This window comes from Herbidospora daliensis (genome assembly GCF_001570585.1).
GTDB lineage: Bacteria > Actinomycetota > Actinomycetes > Streptosporangiales > Streptosporangiaceae > Herbidospora > Herbidospora daliensis.
In genome coordinates this window covers 965,165-986,672 of record NZ_BBXF01000005.1, presented here as the reverse complement: position 1 = coordinate 986,672, position 21,508 = coordinate 965,165, and the positions used below count along the sequence as shown (strand labels likewise).

Annotated in this window: 20 protein-coding genes; 9 read left to right on the top strand and 11 right to left on the bottom strand. The window is 71.9% G+C overall.

Features of this window, described 5'->3' with window-relative positions; translation table 11 throughout:
• Position 1: 1 nt before the first annotated feature.
• Positions 2-1,759 carry a glycoside hydrolase family 15 protein gene (locus tag AW274_RS27815; protein WP_062437680.1) on the bottom strand — a complete coding sequence of 586 codons (1,758 nt, stop codon included), beginning with the start codon at positions 1,757-1,759 and terminating at the stop codon, positions 2-4.
• A 4-nt stretch (positions 1,760-1,763) separates the two neighbouring features.
• Entirely contained in the window at positions 1,764-2,327 is a 564-nt protein-coding gene (gene yczE, locus AW274_RS27810) for a membrane protein YczE (RefSeq protein ID WP_232320406.1), read from the bottom strand.
• Positions 2,328-2,430: 103 nt separating this feature from the next.
• On the opposite strand from yczE, the gene yczR reads away from it, so the two are divergent.
• On the top strand, positions 2,431-3,819 hold the full coding sequence (gene yczR / locus AW274_RS27805; protein WP_062437677.1) for a MocR-like transcription factor YczR: 1,389 nt from the start codon (positions 2,431-2,433) through the stop codon (positions 3,817-3,819).
• Here the strand turns inward: yczR and AW274_RS27800 are convergent.
• Positions 3,803-4,417 (bottom strand): trimeric intracellular cation channel family protein, encoded by a 615-nt coding sequence (locus AW274_RS27800; protein ID WP_157520760.1) that lies wholly within the window; start codon positions 4,415-4,417, stop codon positions 3,803-3,805. The genes yczR and AW274_RS27800 overlap by 17 nt on opposite strands.
• 79 nt (positions 4,418-4,496) lie before the next feature.
• Between AW274_RS27800 and AW274_RS27795 the strand changes: the two genes are divergently transcribed.
• The 3 genes from AW274_RS27795 (at position 4,497) to AW274_RS27785 (ending at position 9,088) form a co-directional block, all read left to right on the top strand.
• Complete coding sequence (locus AW274_RS27795; protein ID WP_062437672.1) at positions 4,497-6,320, top strand: AMP-dependent synthetase/ligase; 1,824 nt, start codon at positions 4,497-4,499, stop codon at positions 6,318-6,320.
• A gap of 159 nt (positions 6,321-6,479) precedes the next feature.
• Complete coding sequence (locus AW274_RS27790; RefSeq protein WP_062437670.1) at positions 6,480-7,451, top strand: hypothetical protein; 972 nt, start codon at positions 6,480-6,482, stop codon at positions 7,449-7,451.
• Positions 7,452-7,618: 167 nt separating this feature from the next.
• Entirely contained in the window at positions 7,619-9,088 is a 1,470-nt protein-coding gene (locus tag AW274_RS27785) for a PQQ-dependent sugar dehydrogenase (protein WP_062437667.1), read from the top strand.
• Positions 9,089-9,109: 21 nt separating this feature from the next.
• On the opposite strand, the gene AW274_RS27780 is transcribed toward AW274_RS27785, so the two are convergent.
• The 3 genes from AW274_RS27780 to AW274_RS27770 are packed head-to-tail and all read right to left on the bottom strand — an operon-like array spanning position 9,110 to position 12,892.
• On the bottom strand, positions 9,110-9,973 hold the full coding sequence (locus AW274_RS27780; protein ID WP_062437664.1) for an SDR family oxidoreductase: 864 nt from the start codon (positions 9,971-9,973) through the stop codon (positions 9,110-9,112).
• 47 nt (positions 9,974-10,020) lie between these two features.
• Positions 10,021-11,871: a CheR family methyltransferase gene (locus AW274_RS27775; protein WP_083974877.1), complete on the bottom strand. Its 1,851-nt coding sequence runs from the start codon at positions 11,869-11,871 to the stop codon at positions 10,021-10,023.
• Between the two features lie 10 nt (positions 11,872-11,881).
• Complete coding sequence (locus AW274_RS27770; protein ID WP_063813612.1) at positions 11,882-12,892, bottom strand: chemotaxis protein CheB; 1,011 nt, start codon at positions 12,890-12,892, stop codon at positions 11,882-11,884.
• Positions 12,893-12,959: 67 nt separating this feature from the next.
• Between AW274_RS27770 and AW274_RS27765 the strand changes: the two genes are divergently transcribed.
• From AW274_RS27765 to AW274_RS27755, 3 genes are all read left to right on the top strand, one after another.
• On the top strand, positions 12,960-13,613 hold the full coding sequence (locus AW274_RS27765) for an STAS domain-containing protein (protein WP_062437660.1): 654 nt from the start codon (positions 12,960-12,962) through the stop codon (positions 13,611-13,613).
• Between the two features lie 111 nt (positions 13,614-13,724).
• Complete coding sequence (locus tag AW274_RS27760) at positions 13,725-14,813, top strand: GAF domain-containing protein (RefSeq protein WP_062437657.1); 1,089 nt, start codon at positions 13,725-13,727, stop codon at positions 14,811-14,813.
• Positions 14,814-14,876: 63 nt separating this feature from the next.
• A complete protein-coding gene (locus AW274_RS27755) occupies positions 14,877-15,272 on the top strand; it encodes a ChaB family protein (RefSeq protein ID WP_062438060.1) in 396 nt (131 codons plus the stop codon).
• Here AW274_RS27755 and AW274_RS27750 read toward each other — a convergent pair.
• On the bottom strand, positions 15,229-16,035 hold the full coding sequence (locus tag AW274_RS27750) for an alpha/beta fold hydrolase (RefSeq protein WP_062437655.1): 807 nt from the start codon (positions 16,033-16,035) through the stop codon (positions 15,229-15,231). The two genes, AW274_RS27755 and AW274_RS27750, sit on opposite strands and share 44 nt — an antisense overlap.
• A 151-nt stretch (positions 16,036-16,186) precedes the next feature.
• On the opposite strand from AW274_RS27750, the gene AW274_RS27745 reads away from it, so the two are divergent.
• Positions 16,187-16,894 (top strand): class I SAM-dependent methyltransferase, encoded by a 708-nt coding sequence (locus AW274_RS27745; protein WP_062437653.1) that lies wholly within the window; start codon positions 16,187-16,189, stop codon positions 16,892-16,894.
• Here AW274_RS27745 and AW274_RS27740 read toward each other — a convergent pair.
• Genes AW274_RS27740 through AW274_RS27730 form a run of 3 tightly spaced genes read right to left on the bottom strand, consistent with a single transcriptional unit; the run spans position 16,891 to position 19,462 of the window.
• Positions 16,891-17,907: an NAD(P)/FAD-dependent oxidoreductase gene (locus AW274_RS27740; RefSeq protein WP_062437650.1), complete on the bottom strand. Its 1,017-nt coding sequence runs from the start codon at positions 17,905-17,907 to the stop codon at positions 16,891-16,893. The two genes, AW274_RS27745 and AW274_RS27740, sit on opposite strands and share 4 nt — an antisense overlap.
• Complete coding sequence (locus AW274_RS27735; protein WP_062437648.1) at positions 17,904-18,419, bottom strand: isoprenylcysteine carboxyl methyltransferase family protein; 516 nt, start codon at positions 18,417-18,419, stop codon at positions 17,904-17,906. Before AW274_RS27735 ends, AW274_RS27740 begins: the two co-directional genes overlap by 4 nt.
• Positions 18,419-19,462: a type III polyketide synthase gene (locus AW274_RS27730; protein WP_062437646.1), complete on the bottom strand. Its 1,044-nt coding sequence runs from the start codon at positions 19,460-19,462 to the stop codon at positions 18,419-18,421. The genes AW274_RS27735 and AW274_RS27730 overlap by 1 nt, the downstream gene beginning before the upstream one ends.
• 91 nt (positions 19,463-19,553) lie before the next feature.
• Between AW274_RS27730 and AW274_RS27725 the strand changes: the two genes are divergently transcribed.
• A complete protein-coding gene (locus AW274_RS27725) occupies positions 19,554-20,324 on the top strand; it encodes a UbiA family prenyltransferase (protein ID WP_232320402.1) in 771 nt (256 codons plus the stop codon).
• Here AW274_RS27725 and AW274_RS27720 read toward each other — a convergent pair.
• A complete protein-coding gene (locus AW274_RS27720; RefSeq protein WP_062437642.1) occupies positions 20,321-21,475 on the bottom strand; it encodes an RtcB family protein in 1,155 nt (384 codons plus the stop codon). The genes AW274_RS27725 and AW274_RS27720 overlap by 4 nt on opposite strands.
• Positions 21,476-21,508: the final 33 nt, after the last annotated feature.

Here is a 21,508-nt window from a genome sequence, read left to right as displayed (position 1 = left end):
GCTACCCGATCGCCTGGGCCGCGTGGATCAGCGGGACGTGGCTGAACGCCTGCGGGAAGTTGCCCACCAGGCGGCCCTGGACGGGGTCGTACTCCTCGGAGAGGAGGCCGACGTCGTTGCGCAGGTCGAGCAGGCGGCGGAACAGGTCGCACGCCTCGTTGCGCAGGCCCATGCGCGCCTTGGCCTCGGCGAGCCAGAAGCTGCACGCCAGGAACGCGCCCTCGCGGCCGGGCAGCCCGTCGATGGCTTTGTGCTCGCTGGTGGAGTAGCGCAGCACGAACCCCTCGGGCGTGGTCAGCTCCCGCTCGATCGCGTTGATGGTGCCGATGACGCGGTGGTCGTCGGCCGGCAGGAAGCCCATCGTGGGGATGAGCAGCGTGGCGGCGTCGAGCTCCTTGGAGCCGTACGACTGGGTGAAGGTGTTGCGGTCGGCGTCGTAGGACTTCTCGCAGACCTCCGCGTGGATCTCCTCGCGCAGCGCCTTCCACCGGTCGACCGGCCCTGAGCGCTGCTGCGCCTCCAGCGTGCGGATGGTGCGGTCGACGGCCACCCAGACCATCACCTTGGAGTGGGTGAACTGGCGGCGCGGCCCGCGCACCTCCCACAGGCCCTCGTCGGGCTGCCGCCAGCCCGACTCCAGGAAGTCCATCATCTTGCGGGTCAGCTTCCAGGCGTGGTCGTCGGGGGGCAGGCCGCCCTTACCGGCCTGGTAGAGCGAGTTGACGACCTCGCCGTAGACGTCGAGCTGGAGCTGGTCGGCGGCGCTGTTGCCGATGCGGGCCGGCGCCGAGTTCTCGTAACCGGGGAGCCAGTCGAGGGTGAGCTCGGTGAGGCGGCGCTCGCCGGCGACGCCGTACATGATCTGGAGGTCCTGGGGACGGCCGGCGATGGCGCGCAGCAGCCACTCGCGCCAGGCCTTGGCCTCTTCGATGTAGCCGCTGGTCAGCAGGGCGTCGAGGGCCATCGAGGCGTCGCGCAGCCAGCAGAACCGGTAGTCCCAGTTGCGGACGCCGCCGAGGTCCTCCGGCAGGCTCGTGGTGGGCGCGGCCACGATGCCGCCGGTGGGGGCGTACGTCAGTCCCTTCAGGGTGATCATCGACCGGACCACCGCGTCGCGCCACTGGCCCGTGTGGGTGCCCGTGGAGACCCAGTCCTCCCAGATCTCACGGGTGTAGTCGAGCTCGTCGAGCGGGTCGATCATGGGCGGCGCGGGCGCGTGGGAGGGGTGCCAGCTGAACACGAACGGCAGCTTGTCGCCCGCCTCGACCCGGAAGGTGCCCTTGTGGCGGTAGTCGCTGCCGTGCAGGTGGACGGGGGAGTGGATCCAGGCGGAGTCGGGGCCGCCGACCGCCTGGAGACTGTGGTCGCGGCGGCGCACCCACGGGACGATCCGGCCGTAGTCGAACCGGATGCGGATCTCGCAGTTCATCTCGACCGAACCGGCCACGCCCTCGACGATGCGGACCAGGCGGGGGTGCTCATGGCGTACCGGCATGAAGTCGATCACCCGGGCGGTGCCGGTCGGGGTGTCCCAGGTCGATTCGAGGACGAGCGTGTCACCCCAGTAGCGGCGGCTGGACGCGGTCTCCATGCCGGAGGCCCAGACGCGCCAGGCCCCGTGGCGCTGGTTGCCCAGCAGCGCCGCGAAGCACGCGGGGGAGTCGAAACGGGGCAGGCAGAGCCAGTCGACCGAGCCGTCACGGCCCACCAGGGCCGCCGACTGCATGTCGCCGATCAGCGCGTAGTCCTCGATCCGCATGTGATCAAGCTACCCACCGAGCCTTCATGAAGAACTGCGTGACCGGCCCGATCATCACCGCGAACACCAGCGTGCCCACCCCGGCGACCCCGCCGAGCAGCCACCCGAACGCCAGCACGGTCAGCTCGATGAGCACCCGCGCCAGCCGGATCGACAACCCCAGCCGGTGCAGCCCCGTCATCAGCCCGTCGCGCGGCCCCGGCCCGTACCCCGCGCCGATGTAGAGCGCGGTCGCGCCGGCGACGGTGACCACCCCGGTCAGCAGGTACGCCCACTGCACGGCCCAGTGGCCCGGGGCAGGCGCCAGCCAGACGGTCAGGTCGAAGAACCAGCCGAGCAGCAGCACGTTGCTGATCGTGCCCAGGCCCGGCCGCTGGCGGAGCGGGATCCAGAGCAGCATCACGGCCGCCCCGACGATGACGACCCAGGCGCCGATGCTGAGCCCGAAGTGGCGCGACAGGCCCTGGTGGAAGACGTCCCAGGGGGCGCTGCCGAGGTTCGACTCGATCTGGAGGCCGGAACCGGCGCCGTAGAGGAACAGGCCGGCGTACAGGCGAACGAGCCGCATAGAGGTGGGATGAGTGGATGTCTGTACCATAATCGCCCCAGTGTGACGGCCGTCCGTTGTGAGTAACAGAGCCAATCGCGGACATTGGCCTTAGGCTGGCGGCATGACGCGTACGATCGCCCCCGAGCAGCTCGCCCGGCTGCTCGCCGTCCCCGCCGGGGCCCGCCCCTACTACCGGGCCCTCGCCGAGGCGCTGCGCGGCCGGGTGCACGACGGCGCGATCCCCGTCGGGGTGCGGCTGCCCGCCGAGCGGCATCTGGCCGTCGCGCTGGGCGTCAGCCGGACCACCGTGACCGCCGCCTACGACCTGCTCAAGGACCACGGCTACGTCACCGCGCGGCAGGGGTCGGGCAGCACGACCGCGCTGCCCGTCGGCGGCGACACGCCCTGGACCATCCCCGTCCCCGGCGACGGCATGATCCCGCTGCACGTCGCCTCGATGCCGGCCGCCTCGCAGGTCGCCCCCGCCGTGGCGGCCGCGGCCGCGAGCTACCACCGGCACCTGCTCGGCATCGGCTACGACCCGGTCGGGCTGCCCGTGCTGCGTGAGGCGGTGGCGCGGCGCTACACCGAACGCGGGGTGGCCACCCGGCCGGAGCAGATCCTCATCACGCCCGGCGCGCAGCAGGCCATGAACCTGCTGTTCGCGCTGCTCGTCAGGGCCGGCGACCCGGTGCTGCTGGAGTCGCCGACCTACGCCCACGCGATCCAGTCGGTCCGGCTCCACGGGGCCAGGGCGGTGGCGGCGGGGGAGCTGATGGAGAGCTCGCTGCGCCAGGCGAAGGTCGCCTACGTGCTGCCCGACTTCCACAACCCCACCGGCGCGCTGATGGACGCCGACCACCGGGCCGCCCTCGTGGCCGCCGCGCGCCGCCACGACGTGACGCTGATCTGCGACGAGACGTGGGGCGAGGTGGCCGTCGACGACGTCGTCATGCCGCCGCCGCTGGCCCGCTGGGACACCGACAACCGGGTGATCACGCTTGGGTCGGCGTCGAAGTTGTGGTGGGGCGGGCTCCGCGTCGGGTGGTTGCGCGGCACCGCCGAGCTCGTCGAGCGGCTGTCGGTGCTGCGGTCGGGCGTCGACCTGGCCACGGCGGTGTTCGACCAGCTCGTCGTCGCCGAGCTGTTCCCCCACGTGGAGGAGTCGCGGGCCGAGCGCCGGGGCTGGCTCGCCACCTCGCGCGCGGCCCTGACGACGGCGCTGGCCGAGCACCTGCCGGGCTGGACCTTCCCCCACCCGGTCGGCGGCGGGTCGGTCTGGGCCAAGCTCGACGTCCCGTCGGCGGCCCCGGTGGTGCGGGCGGCGGCCGAGCGGGGGGTGCGGCTCGCGCCCGGACGGTGGTTCGGCGTCGACGGCGCCTGCGAGGGCTACCTGCGGTTGTCGTACTGCCATCCGCCCCACGTGCTGGCCGACGCGATCGCCCAAGTCGCCGCCGCCCGGCCGGGCCGGGGGCCGGTGGCCGACGACCGGCTCATGCCGAGTCTGTGACGCCCCGCGCCAGCGGCGCCCGCCAGCCCCGCCTCATCGCCAGGAACCGCAGGCCGAAGGCCAGCACCGCGGCGGCCACGACGGCCAGCGGGCCGCGTACACCGAACTCGAACAGCGCGGCGAGGGTGAACGCGCCCACGAACGCGGGCACCGCGTAGAGCTGGCGGTCGTAGAGCAGCGTGGGCCGCTGGCCCGACAGCACGTCGCGCAGCACGCCGCCGCCCACCGCCGTGACCACCCCGAGCAGCACCGCGTGCAGCGGCGACAGGCCGAACAGCAGCGCCTTCTCGGTGCCGGTCGCGCAGAACAGGCCCAGCCCGGCCGCGTCGAAGATGAGGATGCTCGGCAGCAGCCGGGTCACCTGCGGGTGCCAGAAGAACACGATCGCCGCCGCCACCAGCGGGACCAGCACGTATCCGGCGTCGTGCAGCGCGGCCGGCTGCACGCCGAGGAAGACGTCGCGCAGGATTCCGCCGCCCACGGCGGTGAAGAACGCCAGCACCACCATGCCCACGACGTCGAGGCGGGTGCGGACGCCGGCCAGCGCGCCGGAGATGGCGAAAACGAAGATCCCGGTCAGGTCGAGCACCCATGTCACCAGGACATCTTGTCAGGGTTGACTTACCGATGATGTGATGCGGGTCACTCTGTCCAGCATCCCCCTGAGGAGACGCGGAATGGTTCTTGAGGAGCGGGCGGCGATCGAGGAGAGCATCGCCGGTCGGACCATCTGTTCTCAGCTCGACGAGACCGCCGAAGCCCATCCCGACCTACCCGCCTATTCCGACCCCGTCGAGGGCGGCTGGTCCACCCTGACCTACCGGGAGGCCCGGCAGCGGGTGCTGGAGATCGCCGCCGGTTTCGCCGCCCTGGGCGTCGATCCGGGCGACTCGGTGGCCCTCATGATGGTCAACCGCAGCGAGCACGTGCTCGCCGACCTGGGCGCCGTGCACGCGGGGGCGATCCCGTGCTCGGTGTACGCCACCTTCGCGCCCGACCAGGTCGCCTACGTGGCCAACGACGTCGGCGCCAAGGTCGCCGTGCTGGGCGGCCCGGCCGAGCTGGCCCGGTGGACGCCGGTCCTCGACCAGGTGCCCGGCCTGGAGAAGATCATCTTGCTCGAGGGCGCCACCGGCGACCAGCTCTCGTGGGCCGACTTCCTGGCGATGGGGGCCGAGGCGCTGGCCGCCGACCCCCAGTCGGTCGAGGAGCGCTGGCGCTCGGTCGCCCCCGACGACACCCTCACCGTGCTCTACACCTCGGGTACCACCGGCATGCCGAAGGGCGTGCCGCTCACCCACCGCAACGTGCTCTTCGAGGTCGGCGCGACCGACCGGATGACCTCGCTGCCCACCCAGGGCACCCAGATCTCCTACCTGACCTACGCGCACATCGCCGAGCGGGTGCTGAGCCTCTACCTGCCCCTGTTCAAGGTCTCCCACGTGCACTTCTGCACCGACCTGGCCAACCTCGGGCCGACGCTGGCCGCGGTGAAGCCGGTGTTGTTCTTCGGCGTGCCGCGCGTCTGGGAGAAGATGATGGCCAAGCTCAGCGCGCTGCTGGCCATGTCGCCCGAAGACCAGCAGGAGAACGCGCGCAAGGCGATGGCCGCCGGGCTCGCCTGGGTCGAGGCCGGCCAGGTCGGCCACGCGATGACCCCCGAGGTCGAGGCCGCGTACAACGCCGCCGACGCCGCGCTGCTCTCGATCATCCGCGGCATGATCGGCTTCGACAACGCGGGCTGGCTGGCCACCGCCGCCGCGCCGATGCCGCTGGAGGTGCAGCGGTTCTTCGCCGGTCTGGGGCTCAAGGTCCTGGACGTCTACGGCATGACCGAGACCACCGGAGCCTTCACCGCCAACAGCCCCGACGCCTACCGGCTCGGCACGGTCGGCCGCCCCGAACCGGGCGTCGAGGTGCGCATCGCCGACGACGGGGAGATCCTCACCCGCAGTCCCCTCAACACCACGGGCTACCTCAACCGCCCCGAGGCCACCGCCGACCTGTTCGACGACGAGGGCTGGCTGCACACCGGCGACGTCGGCTCCCTCGACGAGCACGGCTTCGTCCGCATCGTCGACCGCAAGAAGGAGCTCATCATCACCGCCGGGGGCGAGAACATCTCCCCGGCCAACATCGAGAACTACCTGAAGGAGCACGCGCTGATCGGTCAGGCCCTGGCCTTCGGCGACGGCAAGCCCTTCCCGGTCGCGATCCTCACCCTCGACGGCGAGATCGCCCCCGGCTGGGCCCAGGCCAACGGCATCACCTTCACCGACCTGGCCGACCTGGCCGAGCACCCCGACGTGCTCAAGGCCGTCGAGGCGGCGATCGAGACCGCCAACGAGAAGCTGGCCCGGGTGCAGCAGGTCAAGCGCTGGCGGCTGCTGCCGGTCGAGTGGACGGCCGAGACCGAGGAGCTCACCCCGAGCCTGAAGCTCAAGCGCCGGGTCATCCACGCGAAGTACGCCGAGATCATCGAGGAGATGTACGCCCAGTGACCAGCTGACCCCGACGCGCGAGTTCCCGTTCCCGTTGCCAAGTTGTGATCACTTTTTCCACGACTTACCCGCAACTTTTGGCGGAGATTTTCCGTCTATGACGTAGGCGCGCTTCATGCCGGAAGCGCGCGTTGTAACGGGGAGAGGAAGCACCCTCTTATGATCAAGCGCATCGCCACCGCTCTGGTGGCGGCCGCTGCGATGAGCGCCTCGGCGCTCGTCTCCGCGGCCCCCGCCTTAGCGGACCCGGGCCACGGGCACGGTCACCACGACGGGCCCAACCCGAGAATCACGAATGTCTGGGTCAACCCCGGCCAGGTTGTCCTCAAGGGCAAGTGGGACTCCGAGGTCGTGTCGATCACCGTCAAGGGCGTGGACATCAAGCACGCCAAGATCGTGGTCGACCACAAGGGCAGCTGGGGCCGCGACGACTGGGATGGCCCCGGTTGGGACGGTCACGGGTGGGACGGCAAGTCCGCGGACGGCACCTCCGCAGACTCGTCGGAGGAGAAGAAGGCGCCGTGGAAGCCCCAGTGGTTCTCCACCTCCGAGAGCGTGAAGATCGACACGAAGGACCCGAAGGGGTTCTACGCCGTGAAGGTCTACGCTCGCGGGTTCGACGGCAAGCTCTACACCAGCTCTTCCGGCTTCACGGTCAAGCACGTCAGCTATGACCCGCCGAAGCCGCCGAAGGGCCCCAAGGCCACTCGGATCGTCGACTTCAACGCTGGCCCCGAGCCGGTGAAGAAGGGGCGTCACCTGACCCTGACCGGTCAGCTGCAGGTCGCCCAGTGCTACGGCGACTGGTACTACGACTACAAGAAGCACGACCGCGCCTATGTCGAGCTCGACGGCAGCGTCAAGCCCGTCGACGACGGCTGGAGCGGCTGCTACGACTCTCGCGACTACTGGCACGGCTGGTACAAGCTGGGCTGGCAGGACATCGACGTCTACTTCCTCCCTGCGGGTTCGCACAAGTGGAAGTACGTGAAGACCGTCGAGACCAACCCCAACGGCTCGTTCTACACCAAGGTCAAGGCGTGGGGCAGCGGCACGTGGGGCGTCCGTTACGACGGTAGCCACGGTTTCGGCTCCTCCGAGTCGAGCGACTACGTGAAGGTCGTCAAGTAGTTTCCTCTACGAGCCCGGGCCTCCCCTCCACGGAGGCCCGGGCTTCCCCGTCTTCCGGGGCGAAAATTTGCGGTACGCCGCTGAAAGTTTCTTCGGCCCGCGCAGGTCGGCGGGCGGGCCCGCCCATGATCGTTGGCAGGGTGGTCCGGGGCCCGTATGGTTCCGCAATGTCCAGACACGTTAGGCACGTCATCGCCGCGGCGGTCCTGCTCCTCGGAGTCATGATCGCCCTGCCGGCCCGGGCCGCCGTGGTCGGCGGCTTCGACTTCGACCGGGCCCAGGTGTCGGTCACCGGGCTCCAGGTCCCGTGGGGGTTCGCCTTCCTCCCCGACGGGAGTGCCCTGGTCACCGAACGCAACACGGGCCGCGTCATGCAGGTGCGGCCCGGCCAGACCCCGGTCGCCGTGGCGACCGTCAGCGGCGTGTCCGCGTCGGGGGAGAGCGGCCTGCTCGGCATCGCCGTCTCCCCGACCTACGCCCAGGACCAGTGGGTCTACGTCTACTTCACCACCTCCTCCGACAACCGCCTGGCCCGCTTCCGCCTGAGCGCGCCCTCGACCCAGAACGTCCTGCTGTCGGGCATCCCGCGGGCGAACTTCCACGACGGCGGGCGCATCGCCTTCGGCCCCGACGGCCTGCTCTACATCGCCACCGGCGACGCCGGGACGACGTCCAACGCCCAGAACCTCAGCTCGCCCGCCGGGAAGATCCTGCGTGTGAACCCCGACGGCAGCATCCCCTCGAGCAACCCCATCGCCGGCTCGCGGGTCTACAGCCTGGGTCACCGCAACGTCCAGGGCCTCGCCTGGGACGGCCAGGGCCGCATGTACGCCACCGAATTCGGCCAGAACACCACCGACGAGGTCAACCAGATCGTCGCGGGCGGCAACTACGGCTGGCCGACCTGTGAGGGCACCTGCGGCAACGCGTCGTTCCGCAACCCGATCGTCACCTGGACGACCGCCGAGGCCTCCCCGAGCGGCCTCGCCTACGCCAACAACACCCTCTTCGTGGCCGCCCTGCGCGGCACCCGCCTGTGGACGGTGTCGCTGAACGGCTCGGGCGGCTCCGCCGGCACCTCCTCCCAGCTCCAGGGCCAGTACGGCCGCCTCCGCGCCGTCGCCGTCGGCCCCGACGGCTGGTTGTGGGTTGGCACCAGCAACCGCGACGGCCGGGGCAGCCCGGTCGCGGCGGACGACCGCATCATCCGCGTCCCCCCGTCGGGTGTGAACCCGTCACCGTCGCCCAGCCCGTCGCCCAGCCCCTCGCCCAGTCCTTCACCGTCACCGAGCCCGTCGCCGTCGCCTTCGCCCAGCCCGCAGCCCGGCGGCCCGTGCTCGGCGACCGGGACCGTGCAGACCCAGTGGGGCAACGGGTACGTCGTCCAGCCCGTGACCGTCACCAACACCGGCACCTCGGCGCTGAGCGGCTGGCGGGTGACCTTCACGCTCCCGTCCGGGCACACCCTGTCGGGCTCGTGGAACGCCACCCTGACCGTCTCCGGCCAGACGGTGACCGCGACCAACCAGAACTACAACGGCAACCTCGCGCCGAACGGCAGCACCACGTTCGGCTTCCAGGTGACCCGGCCCACCGGCAACACCGCCACGGTGAGCGGCTACACCTGCGGCACGTGACCTGACCGGCCCTCCCGGGTGTCAGCCCGGGAGGGTCTCGCCGCCGATCGGGGCCAGGACCTCGCCGGTGTAGTAGGACGACAGGCGTCCCGAGGCGAAGAACACGTACGACGGCGCGATCTCGTCGGGGTCGGCGGCCCGTTTCATCGGGGCCTGCTTCCCGAACTGCTCGACCTTCTCCTCGGGGAAGGTGGCCGGGATCAGCGGGGTCCAGACCGGGCCGGGGGCGACCGCGTTCACGCGGATGCCCTTGTCGACCAGGTTCTGCGCCATCGACATCGTGAACGCGTTGATCGCGCCCTTGGTGGCGGCGTAGTCGATCAGGGTCTTGTTGCCCCGCAGGCCGTTGATCGACGAGGTGTTGATGATCGACGCGCCGTCGCCCATGTGCCGCAGGGCGGCCTTGGTGACCCGGAAGTAGCTGTGGATGTTCACCGCGAAGGTGTGGTTCCACTGGTCGTCGCCGAGTTCGTCGAGCGAGTCGACCGGCTCCTGGTAGGCGACGTTGTTGACGAGCAGGTCGAGCCCGCCCAGTTCCTCGACGGTGCGCTCGACCACCTCCGCGCAGTGCTCGGCCCGGCCGAGGTCGCCCGGCAGCAGCACGCAGCGGCGGCCCTCCCGCTCGACCAGCGCCCGGGTGTGCTCGGCGTCCTCGTGCTCGCTCAGGTAGGCGACGGCGACGTCGGCCCCCTCCTTGGCGAAGGCGACCGCCACGGCCCTGCCGATGCCCGAGTCGCCTCCGGTGATCAGGGCCTTCCTGCCCTTGAGCAGGTCGCGGCCCGCGTAGTCGCGCATCTCGTCGCGGGGCTCGGGCGCCATGTCGCCGCTGCTCCCGGGATAACGCTGCGTCTGACCCGGCGGTGTCTGATTCGGTTCCTCTGGCATGCTGCGACCCTGCCCGGACCGTTGATCGCCTAACGGAGCCGGGCGCCCTAGGAGGCCGCCGGGTCGAGGATGTCCATCAGCAGGATGACGCCGGCGGTGTGGCCCTCTTCGTCGAGCATGCGGGAGAACTCGATGCTCAGCCGGGTGGTGCGGCCCCGCCGGTTGACGGCGTCGACGGCGATGCCGTCGGGCCAGTCGCGCGGCTCGGCGTCGGTGAGCATGGTCTTCAGGCGGGCCGCGAGATCGTCGAGGGGCAGGCCGATGTCCAGGCCGGTCAGCGCCCGCCCGGCGGCCTCCTCGGCGCGCACCCCCCACAGCTCCTCGGCCCCGGGGCTCCAGACCAGCACGCGCAGCTCGGTGTCGACGACCGCGACGGCGTCGCCGAGGCTGCGGACCATCGCCGAGACGAACGCGTTGGCCTTGTCGAGCTCGTCGCTGCGGGCGTTGAGGGCGTCGTTGATCTGCTGGAGCTCGTCGTTGGTCGACTGGAGCTCCTCGTTCATGGTCTCCAGTTCCTCGTTGGTCGACTGGAGCTCCTCGTTGGTGGTCTCGAGCTCCTCGTTCGTGGACTGGAGTTCCTCGTTGGTGGTCTCCAGCTCCTCGTTGAGCGACTGGAGCTCCTCGTAGGCGTTCTCGAGCTCGCGGTTGGCCTGTTCGAGCTCGTCGCGCAGGCGGCGGTAGCGGGTGACGTCGTAGAAGCTGATGCCGACCCCGACGAGGTCGCCGTCGCCGTTCTGCAGGGGGACGACCGAGATGTCGTACACGCCGAGATCGGGCTGCCCCGACCGCTGCCAGATAATCTCCTGGAGCTCGACGGTGCGCAGTTCGGTCTGGGCCTGCTCGATCACCGAGCGCAGCTCGACCGGCCGGTAGGAGACCTCCAGGTCCTGGAACGGGCGGCCGATGTCGCGCGGGTTGAGGCTGAAGAGCATCTCGGCGCGGCTGTTGACCAGGGCGAGCCGGCCGCTGGTGTCGAGCCCGAGCTGGGCGACCGGCCCGGAGGCCAGGGCGGAGCTCTGCAGCTCGCCCATCGTCGTGTGGGAGGGCAGCGCGGACGACCAGGCGGGGCGGGCCCCGGAGGTGACGGTCCCGGTCTTCTTGAACAGCCGCATGCGCAGGTCGAGGGGCTCGAACTTGTCGCCGTGGTTGAGCAGCATCTCGGCCTTGCCGAGGAACAGGTAGCCGGGGTTGGCCAGCGCGAAGTGGAAGCGCCGGACGATGGTGAGCTGCGTCTCGGTGTTGAAGTACATCAGCGTGTTGCGGGCCAGCAGCAGGTCGACCCGGGAGATCGGGGCGTCGCGGGTCAGGTCGTTGCGGCCGAAGATCACCTGGCGGCGCAGGTCGCGGCGGAACGCGTGGAGACTCTCCGAGGACTCGAAGTACCGCTCGCGGAGCTCCGGGGGCACCTCGGCCATCTGGCGGTCGGTGTAGGTCGCGCTGCGGGCCACCTGGAGCGCCTGTTCGTCGAGGTCGGTGGCGTAGATCTTGACCCGGTTCTTGAACTCGTCGACGCCGAGCTCCTCGGCCAGGACCATCGCGAGACTGTACGCCTCCTCGCCGGTCGCGCATCCGGCGCTCCAGATCCGGATGCCCTTGCCCGCCTGCTTGCCCGAGACGATGGCGGGCACGACCCGCTCGCGGAGCACCTGCCAGGCGACGGGGTCGCGGAAGAAGCTGGTCACGTTGATCAGCAGGCTGTCGAACAGCCGGTTGAACTCCTCGGGCTCCAGCTCCAGGTAGTCGCGGTATTCGCTGTAGTCGCGGAGCTTGAGCGATTCCAGCCGCCGCGCGACGCGGCGCATCAGCGTGGTGCGCTTGTAGCCGGTGAAGTCGAAACCCCTGGTCTCCTTCAGCATCGCCAGGAGGTCGTCGAAGTCGCGCTCGTCAGCCGGGATCACACCTCCGACCCTATGCCCCGGCGACGTCGTCCTGGGTGCCGAGCCGCGACTGCATCACCCTGATGGTCTCCAGCGCCTCGCGGGTCTGGTCGGCCTCCTCGGCCAGCCGGGCGACGGACATCCGGTGCCCCAGCCGCTCGGCCGAGTGGATCATGCGCCGGAGCAGCCGTCCGCGCTCCTCCAGCCGCAGCACGGCCACCCACAGGGCCCGCTCGACCGCGTCGGCCTGCCCGGCGATCATGGTATCCATCGACCACGAGTGGCCCACCCGGCAGTCGTAGCGGGGCTCCGGGTTGCCGGGCCGTGTGTACAACGGGCCGCTGCAGTCGGGACAGGTGAAGCCGGACAGCTCCCCCTCGGGAGGGGTGCTGGGCAGCCGCGGGGTCAGGTAACGGGCCAGGTCGCGCAGCAGTTCGTCGTCGGGCATGCTCTCCTCCGCGATCACCGGCGACCGGGTCTGGTCCACGATCCACTCGGCCAGGCGCGAAGCCGGCAGCACGTGCGCCCGGTCGCTCGCCCGCAGCGCCGCCGACGGCATGCCGGGGAAGGCGCACTCCTCCGGGTCCTGTACGGCCACCACCCCGCCGTGCCGTTCGACCAGCTCGCACCCGCGCGCGCCGTCGTCGAGGGTGCCGCTCAGCACCACCCCGGCGACCCGGGGGCCGGCGGCGACGGCGGAACTCATGAACAGCAGGTCGGCGGCCGGGCGGTAGCCGTTGTAGCGCGGCCCCCGGCTGACCCGCTGGTGCTCGTCGTACACCAGGAGGTGGTGGTCGGCGACGGCCACCCGCACCTCCCCGCGCACCAGCGGCAGCCCGTCTTCGGCGGGCGCGGCCTTGAGCGGCCCGGATCGGTCGAGGATGCCGGCCAGCGCGCTCGACCCCGAGGATGCCACGTGGAGGACCACCAGGACGGCCGCGGGTAGGCTCGGCGGGAGACGGGCCACCAGGGCCCGCAGCGGTTCGACGCCACCGGCCGAGGCGGCGACGACCACGAGATCTCTTCCCTGCTGGCTGTCCACAGGGGTTCCCCTGCCCGCTATCTCGGCGTATGCACATAAGACCGCAAACAAGGGTAGGGACTGCGACATGATCCTCTCGCTCGCCGTCGTCCACGAGGACGGCGCCGACCTCGGGCTCGCGTTGTCCGGTGACATCGACTGGACCTGGGCCGAATGGCTGGAGAGCTCCCTGACGGCGGTGCTGTTCCGCCGGTTCGACCGGGTGACGCTCGACCTGGGCGGGGTGGGCTTCTGCGATCTGGAGGGCGCCCGGATCCTGCTCCGCTTCCAGGCGCTGCTGGAGCTCGACGGGGCGGCCCTGCTGCTGACCGGCGGCGGTCCGGCCGCCCGCCTGCTGGGGTTGATCTCTCCGGAGATGGGGATCACGCCCCCTCCGGTCGCGGCGGCCGTGGCCGACCCCGATGCCCGCCACCTCCCGGTCGTGCGGCGGGCCCGGCCCGGCACGGAGTCGCGGCCGCGACGGCCGCTCGACCCGGTTCCGGCCGCCGACGGCGTCCATCCGGCCATACGGCGGGCCGCGGAGCTGCGGGAGATCATGCGGGAGGAGGTGCGGACCATGCGCGAACGCGCCGCCGCGAACTGCGCCGACCTGGCCGTGCTGCACGACCGCCTGGCCCGCATGCACGAGTACGCCGGGCACGCGCTCGACTGCGACTGCGTCTCCCACGAGCGCAAGGCCGCGGAGTTCCGGGCCAGAAGCAACCGGTTCGCCCCCGCCTGACCTTCCCGGAACTCCCCGCGCCACGCCTTCTTATGGCATGCACGCGACTGGGCGCCCCCTCCGAGGGCACGGTGTCTCCCGTTGGCGATCAGGCGATGGAGATGGGGAGCGATGACCGAACCGGTGGCCGGCGCGTTCGAGACCGAGTTCGCCGAATTCCAGAAGCGCCTGTCCTATCTGCGGGAGTCGCGGTCGTACGTGACCGCCGGCCTCGGCCGCGACGAGTGGGCCGACGCCGCCCTGCTGGAGCTCGACGTGGCCACCGAGGAGCTCAAGGTCCGCCAGGAGGAGCTGGTCTCCTGGGCCGACCAGGTGGCCGCCGAGAAGAGCCCCGCCGAGCTGGAGCGCCTGCTGCTGCGGTCGGCCTTCACCGGCTCGCCGTTCCCCACCCTGATCGTGACCGGCGACGACGGCGTGATCCGCCGCGCCAACGCCGCCGCGCTGGCCCTGCTCGACGTCACCCAGTCGTACGCCTCCGGCCGCCCCTTCCCCGTCTTCGCCGACCTGCGTTTCCGGGCCGCCCTGCGGTCGGCGCTGGCGGCGGCGAGCCGGACCGGCGAGACCCGCACCGTCCGCATGCGGCTGGCGCGCCGGCGCCTGCCCCCGGTGGACGTCACCCTCGCGATCGCCGCGCTCGACCTGCCGGGGGAGCGCCCCCACCTGCTGATCGGCACCTCGGTCGTGCCGCCGCTCGAACCGGTCGCGCCGGCCGGCCCCGAGATCCAGCCCGCGCGCGAGGACGTGCTGACCTCCTTCTCCCGGCTGCTGCTCTCGCCCGGGTTCTCCCCGGGGAAGGCGGCGGCCGCGCTGCGGGAGACACTGGCCGACTGGGTCTGCGTCGACCTGCTCGACCAGGCGGGCAGGTGGCGCCCGGCAGCGGCCCTGATGGGCGACGCCGCCGCCGACCGGCCGCTCGACCTGCAGCGGCGGGTCCTCGCCAGCGGTCACCTCGCGCTGGAGAGCCCGCTCGACGATCTCGGCGTGCTGGGGGAGGACCCCGACGGGGTCAGGGTGGCCGCCCGGCTCGGCGTCGGCTCCCTGGTCTGCGTGCCGCTCGTGGCCCGCCGCCCGATGGGCACGGTGACCCTCGCGCGCCGCGCCGGCGCCCGCCGCCCGCTCTCCCTGGCCGACGCCGGCCTGCTGCGCGAGCTGGGCGACCAGCTGGCGCTCCGGCTCGACCTGGACGAACTCTTGGCCTGACCGGGGGAGTCACCCGGCCGAAGCGGGGCAGGGGGACCGTCCGGACGACGAAAGGTGGAGACCATGCCCGCCCGTCAGGAACTCCCCGACACGTTGAAACGCTCCCCGAAGAAGGCCCAGCGGACCTGGCTCAAGGCCCACGACTCGGCCGTCGACCAATACGGCGAGGGCGAACGGGCCCACCGGACCGCCAACGCCGCCCTCAAGCACGGCTTCGAGAAGGTCGGCGACCACTGGGAGCCCAAGGCGAAGAAGGGCCCCTCCGACCGCCAGGCCGAGAAGAGCACCCCCAAGCCCGGCAAGACCGCCGAGGGCGTCGACGCCAACGCCTCCAAGCAGCACCTCTACGACGTCGCCAAGCGCCTCGACGTGCCCGGCCGGTCGTCGATGAGCAAGACCGAGCTGGTGGACGCGATCAAGAAGGCGAACCGGAAGGCGTCGGCGAAGGCCCGGTCGTGAGGAACGCCCGCACGATCGGCCCGGTGACCTCGGGATCGATCGTGTGGGTCTGCCCGTCGAGGGCCACCACCTGAGCGCCGGTGACCGCCGTGCCCAGCGCGCCCACCATGCCGCGCAGCCGGTCGGGGCTGGCCGCGCCGTCGAGCACCAGCGTGGGCGGCGGGCGCAGGGCGGCCAGCTGCTCGGGCAGCTCGCGGTCGGTCACCAGCAGGGCGTCGTACACGCACGAGGGCGCCAGCGCCTCCAGGCGCCGCCAGAACGGCGCGTTCCTGGCCTGCTCGACCATGTGCGGCGGCATGCCGATGATCTTCAACTGGAAGTACTCGACCGCCTCCGCGCGCCGCCCCTGGGAGACCAGCTCGGTCAGGTGACCGGCGTGGTCGGCGGGGGAGGGGTTCTCGTTCTGGTAGGGCGGCTCGTAGAGGGCCATGCGGGTGATGCGGGCCCCGGCGAGCAGCGCCTTCAGCGCCAGCAGCCCGCCCGAGGAGTAGCCGAACACGGCCGCCTCGCCGCCCGCCGCCTCGATCATCGCCTTCAGGTCGTCGACCTCGTCGGCGATCTCGAAGGGCGGGGCCACCTCGCCGCTGCCGCCGCGACCGCGCCGGTCGTACACGAAGACCGTGAAGTGGCCGGCCAGCGCCTCGGCCAGCGGCAGGCCCGTGTCGCGCTCGTTGAAGACGCCCCCCACGAAGATCACCGGCGGGCCCTCGCCGACCTGGTCGTAGGCCAGGGTGGTGCCGTCGCGCGAGGTCGTAATCATCATGACAACGGTTCTATCAGCCGCTACCGTCATACCCAGTTCAGCGAAACGAGGAGAGGCCATGGCTGCCCGCCCGGTGTGACCGGGGTGGTCCAGCGCTGCCCCGGTCGAGACGAGAAACGATTTCTCCCACTCTGACTGGAGCATTCTTCCAATGCCGTGGTACACGGATTTCTTCACCGAGCTGCCCAACACCTTCTGGCGGGCCGCCGTGCCCGCCGGCCACACCGCCGCCGAGATCGACTTCCTGATGTCCCTGCCGGGCGACCACGTCCTCGACGTGGCCTGCGGCAGCGGGCGGCACGCCCTCGAACTGGCCGCGCGCGGCCGCCGGGTGACCGGCGTCGACGTGTCGGCCGAGGCGATCGCCCACGCGACCACGGAGGCGTCGAGGCGCGGCCTCGACGCGGCCTTCCAGGTCGGCGACATGCGCGCGCTGCCCGAATCGGCCGCCGACACGGCGATCTGCATGGGCAACGCCTTCGGCTACCTCGACCACGACGAGACGATCGGCTTCCTCAACGGGCTGACCGCCGCGACGCTGGTCCTCGACTACGGCTTCGTGGCCGAGTCGTTCCTCCCGGGCGTCACCCTGGAGGAGGAGCCGATGACCATCGGCGGCGTCACCGCCGAGTCGGTCAACGAGTACGACGTGACGGGCAGCCGCTGGCTCACCCACTTCACCTTCACCCGGGGTGACGAGGTGCACCGGGGGACCTCGGTCCAGCACGTCTACACCGTCGCCGAGGTCCGGCGCATGGTCGCCCAGGCGGGCTTCCCGTCGATCGGCCTGTACGCCGGCCCCGACGGCGCCCCCTACGAGATCGGGTCGAGCCGCCTGATCCTGGTGGCCCGCCGCTAGGCGAGAAGAGCGACGGCCGCGCGGAAGGCCCACGGGAGCCGCCGCGCGGCCGGCGCGATCAGGTCGCCGGTCGCCCGGTTCCCCCTGACGGCCACCAGCGCCTCCGTGAGCACCCGCTGCCGCCGCGAGAGCCGCCGCCAGGCCCGTTCGTAGGATCCCGGATCCCCGGCCCGCAGCGCGGCCACGAGCGCCTCCGCCGACCGCGCCGCCAGCGAGACGCCCTCGCCGGTGAGCGCGTCCACGTATCCGGCCGCGTCGCCGACGAGCAGCACCCGCCCGGCCACCCGGGCCACCGCCCCCTGCCGCAGCGGCCCCGCCCCCTTGACCGGCGAGCACGCGGCCCCGAGCCGGTCGCGCAGCGCGGGGAAGGCGGCCAGGTGCTCCTCGTAGGGGGCCCGCCGCGAGCTCAGCACCGCCACCCCGACCAGCCCGGCCCCCACCGGCGTCACGTACGCCTCCGCGCCCGGCGACCAGTGCACCTCGACGTGGGAGTTCCACGGGGCGACGGCGAAGTGGCGGCGCAGGCCGTGGCGGCGTGCCCGCCGTGACGGGACGGTCAGCCCGAGGGCGGCGCGTAAGGGGGAGTGCAGCCCGTCGGCCGCGACCAGCCAGCGGGCCCGGCCGAACCCGTCGGCCTCGACGTCGCCGGTCCGCTGCCGGAACCGCGCCACCCGCCCGGCGACCACCCGCACCCCGAGGTCGGCGGCCCGTTTGGCGAGCGCCTCGTGCAGGATCGTGCGCCGGACGCCGAGCCCGGCCGCGCCGCGCGGGAAGGGCGCGGTCACCGAGCCGCCCGCGTCGAGGTAGGCGATGCCGCGCAGCGGCCACCCCTCGGGCGAAACCCCCAGCGAGCGCAGCGCCTCGACGCCCGTGGGCATCAGCCCCTCGCCGCACGCCTTGTCGACCGGGGTCGCCCGGGGTTCGACGACGACGGCCTCCATCCCGGCCAGCGCGGCGTGGCAGGCGGTCGCCAGCCCGGCGGGCCCGCCGCCCGCGATCAATAAGTCGATCACGCCGTTTCCAGCCGGGTCAGCGCGGTCTCCTCACACCGGATCCGGACCACCATGAGCCCCGCGTTCAGCACCGTGAAGACCAGCGCGGTCACCCAGGCCGAGTGGACGAGCGGCAACGCGGCGCCCTCGACGGCGACCGCGACGTAGTTGGGGTGGCGCAGGAACCGGTAGGGCCCTCCGGTGACCGCCGTCAGTCCCGGCACGACCACGACCTGGGTGTTCCACTGGCGCCCGAGCGTCCGGATGCACCACCAGCGCAGCGCCTGGGAGGCGACCACCAGGGCCAGCATCGGCCAGCCGAGGGCGGGCACGAAGGGGCGGCCGGCGGCGTACACCTCGGCGAGGCACCCGGCCAGCAGGCCGGTGTGCAGCACCACCATGAACGGGTAGTGGCCCTGACCGGCGACGACGCCGCCCCGGTCGAGGCTCCAGCGGAGGTTGCGCTTGGCGACGACGAGTTCGGCGAGCCGTTCGACGCCGACGAGGGCCACCAGCAGGGCGTACCAGCCCATCACCACTCCAGGAGGACGAGTTCCGAGCAGAACCCCGGGCCCATCGCGATCATGAGGCCGGGGGTGCCCTTCGGGGGATCGAGCTTCATCGTGTCGGCCAGGACCCGCAGCACCGACGACGACGACAGGTTGCCGACCTCGGCCAGCGACCGCCACGTGACGTCGAGCGCGTCCGGCGGCAGGTCGAGGGCCTCGACGACCGCCTCCAGGACCCTCGGCCCGCCCGGGTGGCAGACCCAGGCCGTGACGTCCTTCCTGGTCAGGCCGTGGTCGCCGAGGAAGCCGTCGACGTCGCCGGGCAGGTAGGTGCGGACCACGGCCGGGACGCTGGCGTCGAGGACCACCCGGAAGCCGCCGTTGGTGATGTCCCAGCCCATGACCTGGTCGGAGTCGGGATAGAGGTGGGAGCGGGAGTCGATCACGCGGGGGCCGGGGCCGTCGGAGGTGGTGGCGACCACGGCGGTCACGCCGTCGCCGAACAGGCCGCCCGCGACCAGGTTGGCGATCGAGCGGTCGTCGCGCTGGATGGTCAGCGAGCAGAACTCCACCGACAGCAGCACCGCGACCCGCGCCGACCCCGCCCGCAGGTAGTCGTGGACGCGGGCGACCCCGGCCGCGCCGCCCACGCAGCCCAGGCCGAACAGCGGCAGGCGTTTCACGTCGGGGCGCATGCCCAGGCGGGAGGCGATGCGGGCCTCGATCGACGGCGCGGCGATGCCGGTCACCGTCGTGAAGAAGATCATGTCGACGTCGCGGGGGGTCAGGCCCGCCGCGTCGAGGGCCTCGGCGACGGCCTGGGAGCCCAGGTCGACCGCCGCCGCGACGAACACGTCGTTGGCCGCGCCGAAACCGTCGAGTTTCACGTAGTCGTCGAGGGGCAGTACGAGGTGCCGGAAGTCGACTTGGGCGTGCTTGTGGAGTCGTTCGAGAACGCGGCGTTCGGTGGCGTCGAGGAAGCCCAGACGGGCGATCGCGTCGGTGATCTCAGCCTGCGCGTAGCGGTTCGGCGGCAGGACGCCATGAACGGCGGCGATACGTGACATCGCACTCCCAGATCGGCAGAAATCCATCCCCTTCCGATCTCTGCCCACCCCTCACGGGTTCATGTGCGTCCCGTTGGGAACCCCAACCCCTGTGCTGCTGGGATTAGCCCTCGCGTGTCACCCCGGGCCGACGCTGGCGGTCACCGCGCTGGTGACCGCGCTCGCCGCCGGATCGGGCCGCGACCCCGCCGGGTGCCTGCTCGTGCTGGCCGCCGTGCTCGCCGGTCAGGTGTCGGTGGGCTGGTCGAACGACGCCGTGGACGCGGGGCGCGACCGGGCCCTGGGGCGTACCGGCAAGCCCGTGGTCACCGGGCGCGTCTCGGTCGCCACCCTGTGGGCGGCCGCCTTCGCCGCCCTGCTGGCCTGCGTGCCGTTGTCGCTGGCCAATGGCCTGGCGGCGGGCGGGTTCCACCTGCTGGGGGTGGCGGCGGCGTGGGCGTACAACCTCGGCCTGAAGGCCACCGTGTTCTCCTGGGCGCCCTATGCGATCGGGTTCGGGCAGTTCCCGGCGTTCGTGTCGCTCGGGCTGCCCGGCCAGCCGTGGCCCGCCTGGTGGTCGGTGGCCGCCGGGGCGCTGCTCGGGATCGGCGCCCACCTGGCCAACGTGCTGCCCGACATCGACGGCGACCTGGAGACGGGGGTGCGCGGCCTGCCCCAGCGGCTCGGCCGCCGCCGGACCCTGACGCTCACCCCGGTCTTCCTGGTCGCCGCCGTCGTGGTGCTGTGGTGGCCGGCCGCGCCGCTCGCCGCCGCGCTGGCGTTCGCGCCCCGGCTGGTACGCCGCCCTTCGGCGCCCTTCGAGAGCGCGGTCGCCGTGGCGGCGCTGGCCGTGGTGCTCCTGCTCGTGCGCGGAACCGGCTAACCCTTGTAGTTGAACACCTGGCGCAGCGTGTGCTGCACGGTCACCAGGTCGGTCTGGTCGGCCATGACCTGGTCGATCGACTTGTAGGCCTCCGGGTGCTCGTCCACCAGCGCCGACGCCCGGTCGGCGTTCCAGGTGCGCCCCTCCATCGCCTTCTTCAGCGACGACGCGGTGAGCGTGCGCTTGGCCTGCCCGCGCGACATCCGCCGCCCCGCCCCGTGGGAGCACGAGTGGTAGGAGTCGGCGTTGCCCTTCCCGCGCACGATGTAGGACCGCGTCCCCATCGAGCCCGGGATGACGCCCTCGTCGCCGGTGTCGGCCTTGATGGCGCCCTTGCGGGTGATCCACAACGACTTGCCGTGGTGGGTCTCCCGCTGGGTGAAGTTGTGGTGGCAGTTGATCGTCCGGACCCGGCGGCCCTTCCCGACCACCGAGAACAGCGCGTTCGACAACACCGCGTCCATGCGCGCCCGCGAGGCCATCGCGTAGGCCTGCGACCACAACATGTCGTCGATGTAGGCGGCGAACTCCGGCGTCCCCTGGACGAAGTAGGCCAGGTCGGGGTCCTCCAGCCCGATCGCCGCCTGCTTCATCGCCTTCTTCGCGTCGGCGATGTGGCGGGTGGCGAGCTGGTTCCCGATCCCGCGCGAGCCGGAGTGGAGCACCGTCCACACGCGGTCGCGCTCGTCGAGGCAGACCTCCACGAAGTGGTTGCCCGACCCGAGGGTGCCGAACTGCGCCGCCACCGTCCGGTCCTGCTTGGCGGTCAGTTCCGTGGACGGCCGCCCGAGCGCCTCCAGCGCCTTGTCGACGGCCCGGCCGTCGTGCCCCCGGCCCACGCCGGCCGGGATGCGCATCTCGACCAGCGGCATCAGCGCGTCGAGGTTCGCGGGCAGGTCGGCGGCGGTCAGGTCGGTCTCGGTCGCGATCATCCCGCAGCCGATGTCGACCCCGACGGCGGCGGGGATGATCGCGCCCTCGGTGGGGATGACCGAGCCGACGGTCGCGCCGATCCCGATGTGCGCGTCAGGCATGAGCGCGACGTGTCCGGACACGAAGCGCAGGCGCGCGGTCCGGGCCGCCTGCTCGATCGTTCCGGCGTCGATGTCGCTGGCCCAGGACAGCAGGTTGTGGGCGACTTCCTTCGGCATGATGATCTCCTGTTCAGTGCGACCAGTGTGCCG

Bases quoted from the DNA above. Each gene is read 5' to 3' on its own strand.
- AW274_RS27815 (WP_062437680.1), bottom strand. From the start codon at position 1,759: ATGCGGATCGAGGACTACGCGCTGATCGGCGACATGCAGTCGGCGGCC.
- yczE (WP_232320406.1), bottom strand. From the start codon at position 2,327: ATGCGGCTCGTTCGCCTGTACGCCGGCCTGTTCCTCTACGGCGCCGGT.
- yczR (WP_062437677.1), top strand. From the start codon at position 2,431: ATGACGCGTACGATCGCCCCCGAGCAGCTCGCCCGGCTGCTCGCCGTC.
- AW274_RS27795 (WP_062437672.1), top strand. From the start codon at position 4,497: ATGGTTCTTGAGGAGCGGGCGGCGATCGAGGAGAGCATCGCCGGTCGG.
- AW274_RS27790 (WP_062437670.1), top strand. From the start codon at position 6,480: ATGATCAAGCGCATCGCCACCGCTCTGGTGGCGGCCGCTGCGATGAGC.
- AW274_RS27785 (WP_062437667.1), top strand. From the start codon at position 7,619: ATGTCCAGACACGTTAGGCACGTCATCGCCGCGGCGGTCCTGCTCCTC.
- AW274_RS27780 (WP_062437664.1), bottom strand. From the start codon at position 9,973: ATGCCAGAGGAACCGAATCAGACACCGCCGGGTCAGACGCAGCGTTAT.
- AW274_RS27765 (WP_062437660.1), top strand. From the start codon at position 12,960: ATGATCCTCTCGCTCGCCGTCGTCCACGAGGACGGCGCCGACCTCGGG.
- AW274_RS27760 (WP_062437657.1), top strand. From the start codon at position 13,725: ATGACCGAACCGGTGGCCGGCGCGTTCGAGACCGAGTTCGCCGAATTC.
- AW274_RS27755 (WP_062438060.1), top strand. From the start codon at position 14,877: ATGCCCGCCCGTCAGGAACTCCCCGACACGTTGAAACGCTCCCCGAAG.
- AW274_RS27750 (WP_062437655.1), bottom strand. From the start codon at position 16,035: ATGATGATTACGACCTCGCGCGACGGCACCACCCTGGCCTACGACCAG.
- AW274_RS27745 (WP_062437653.1), top strand. From the start codon at position 16,187: ATGCCGTGGTACACGGATTTCTTCACCGAGCTGCCCAACACCTTCTGG.
- AW274_RS27735 (WP_062437648.1), bottom strand. From the start codon at position 18,419: ATGGGCTGGTACGCCCTGCTGGTGGCCCTCGTCGGCGTCGAACGGCTC.
- AW274_RS27730 (WP_062437646.1), bottom strand. From the start codon at position 19,462: ATGTCACGTATCGCCGCCGTTCATGGCGTCCTGCCGCCGAACCGCTAC.
- AW274_RS27720 (WP_062437642.1), bottom strand. From the start codon at position 21,475: ATGCCGAAGGAAGTCGCCCACAACCTGCTGTCCTGGGCCAGCGACATC.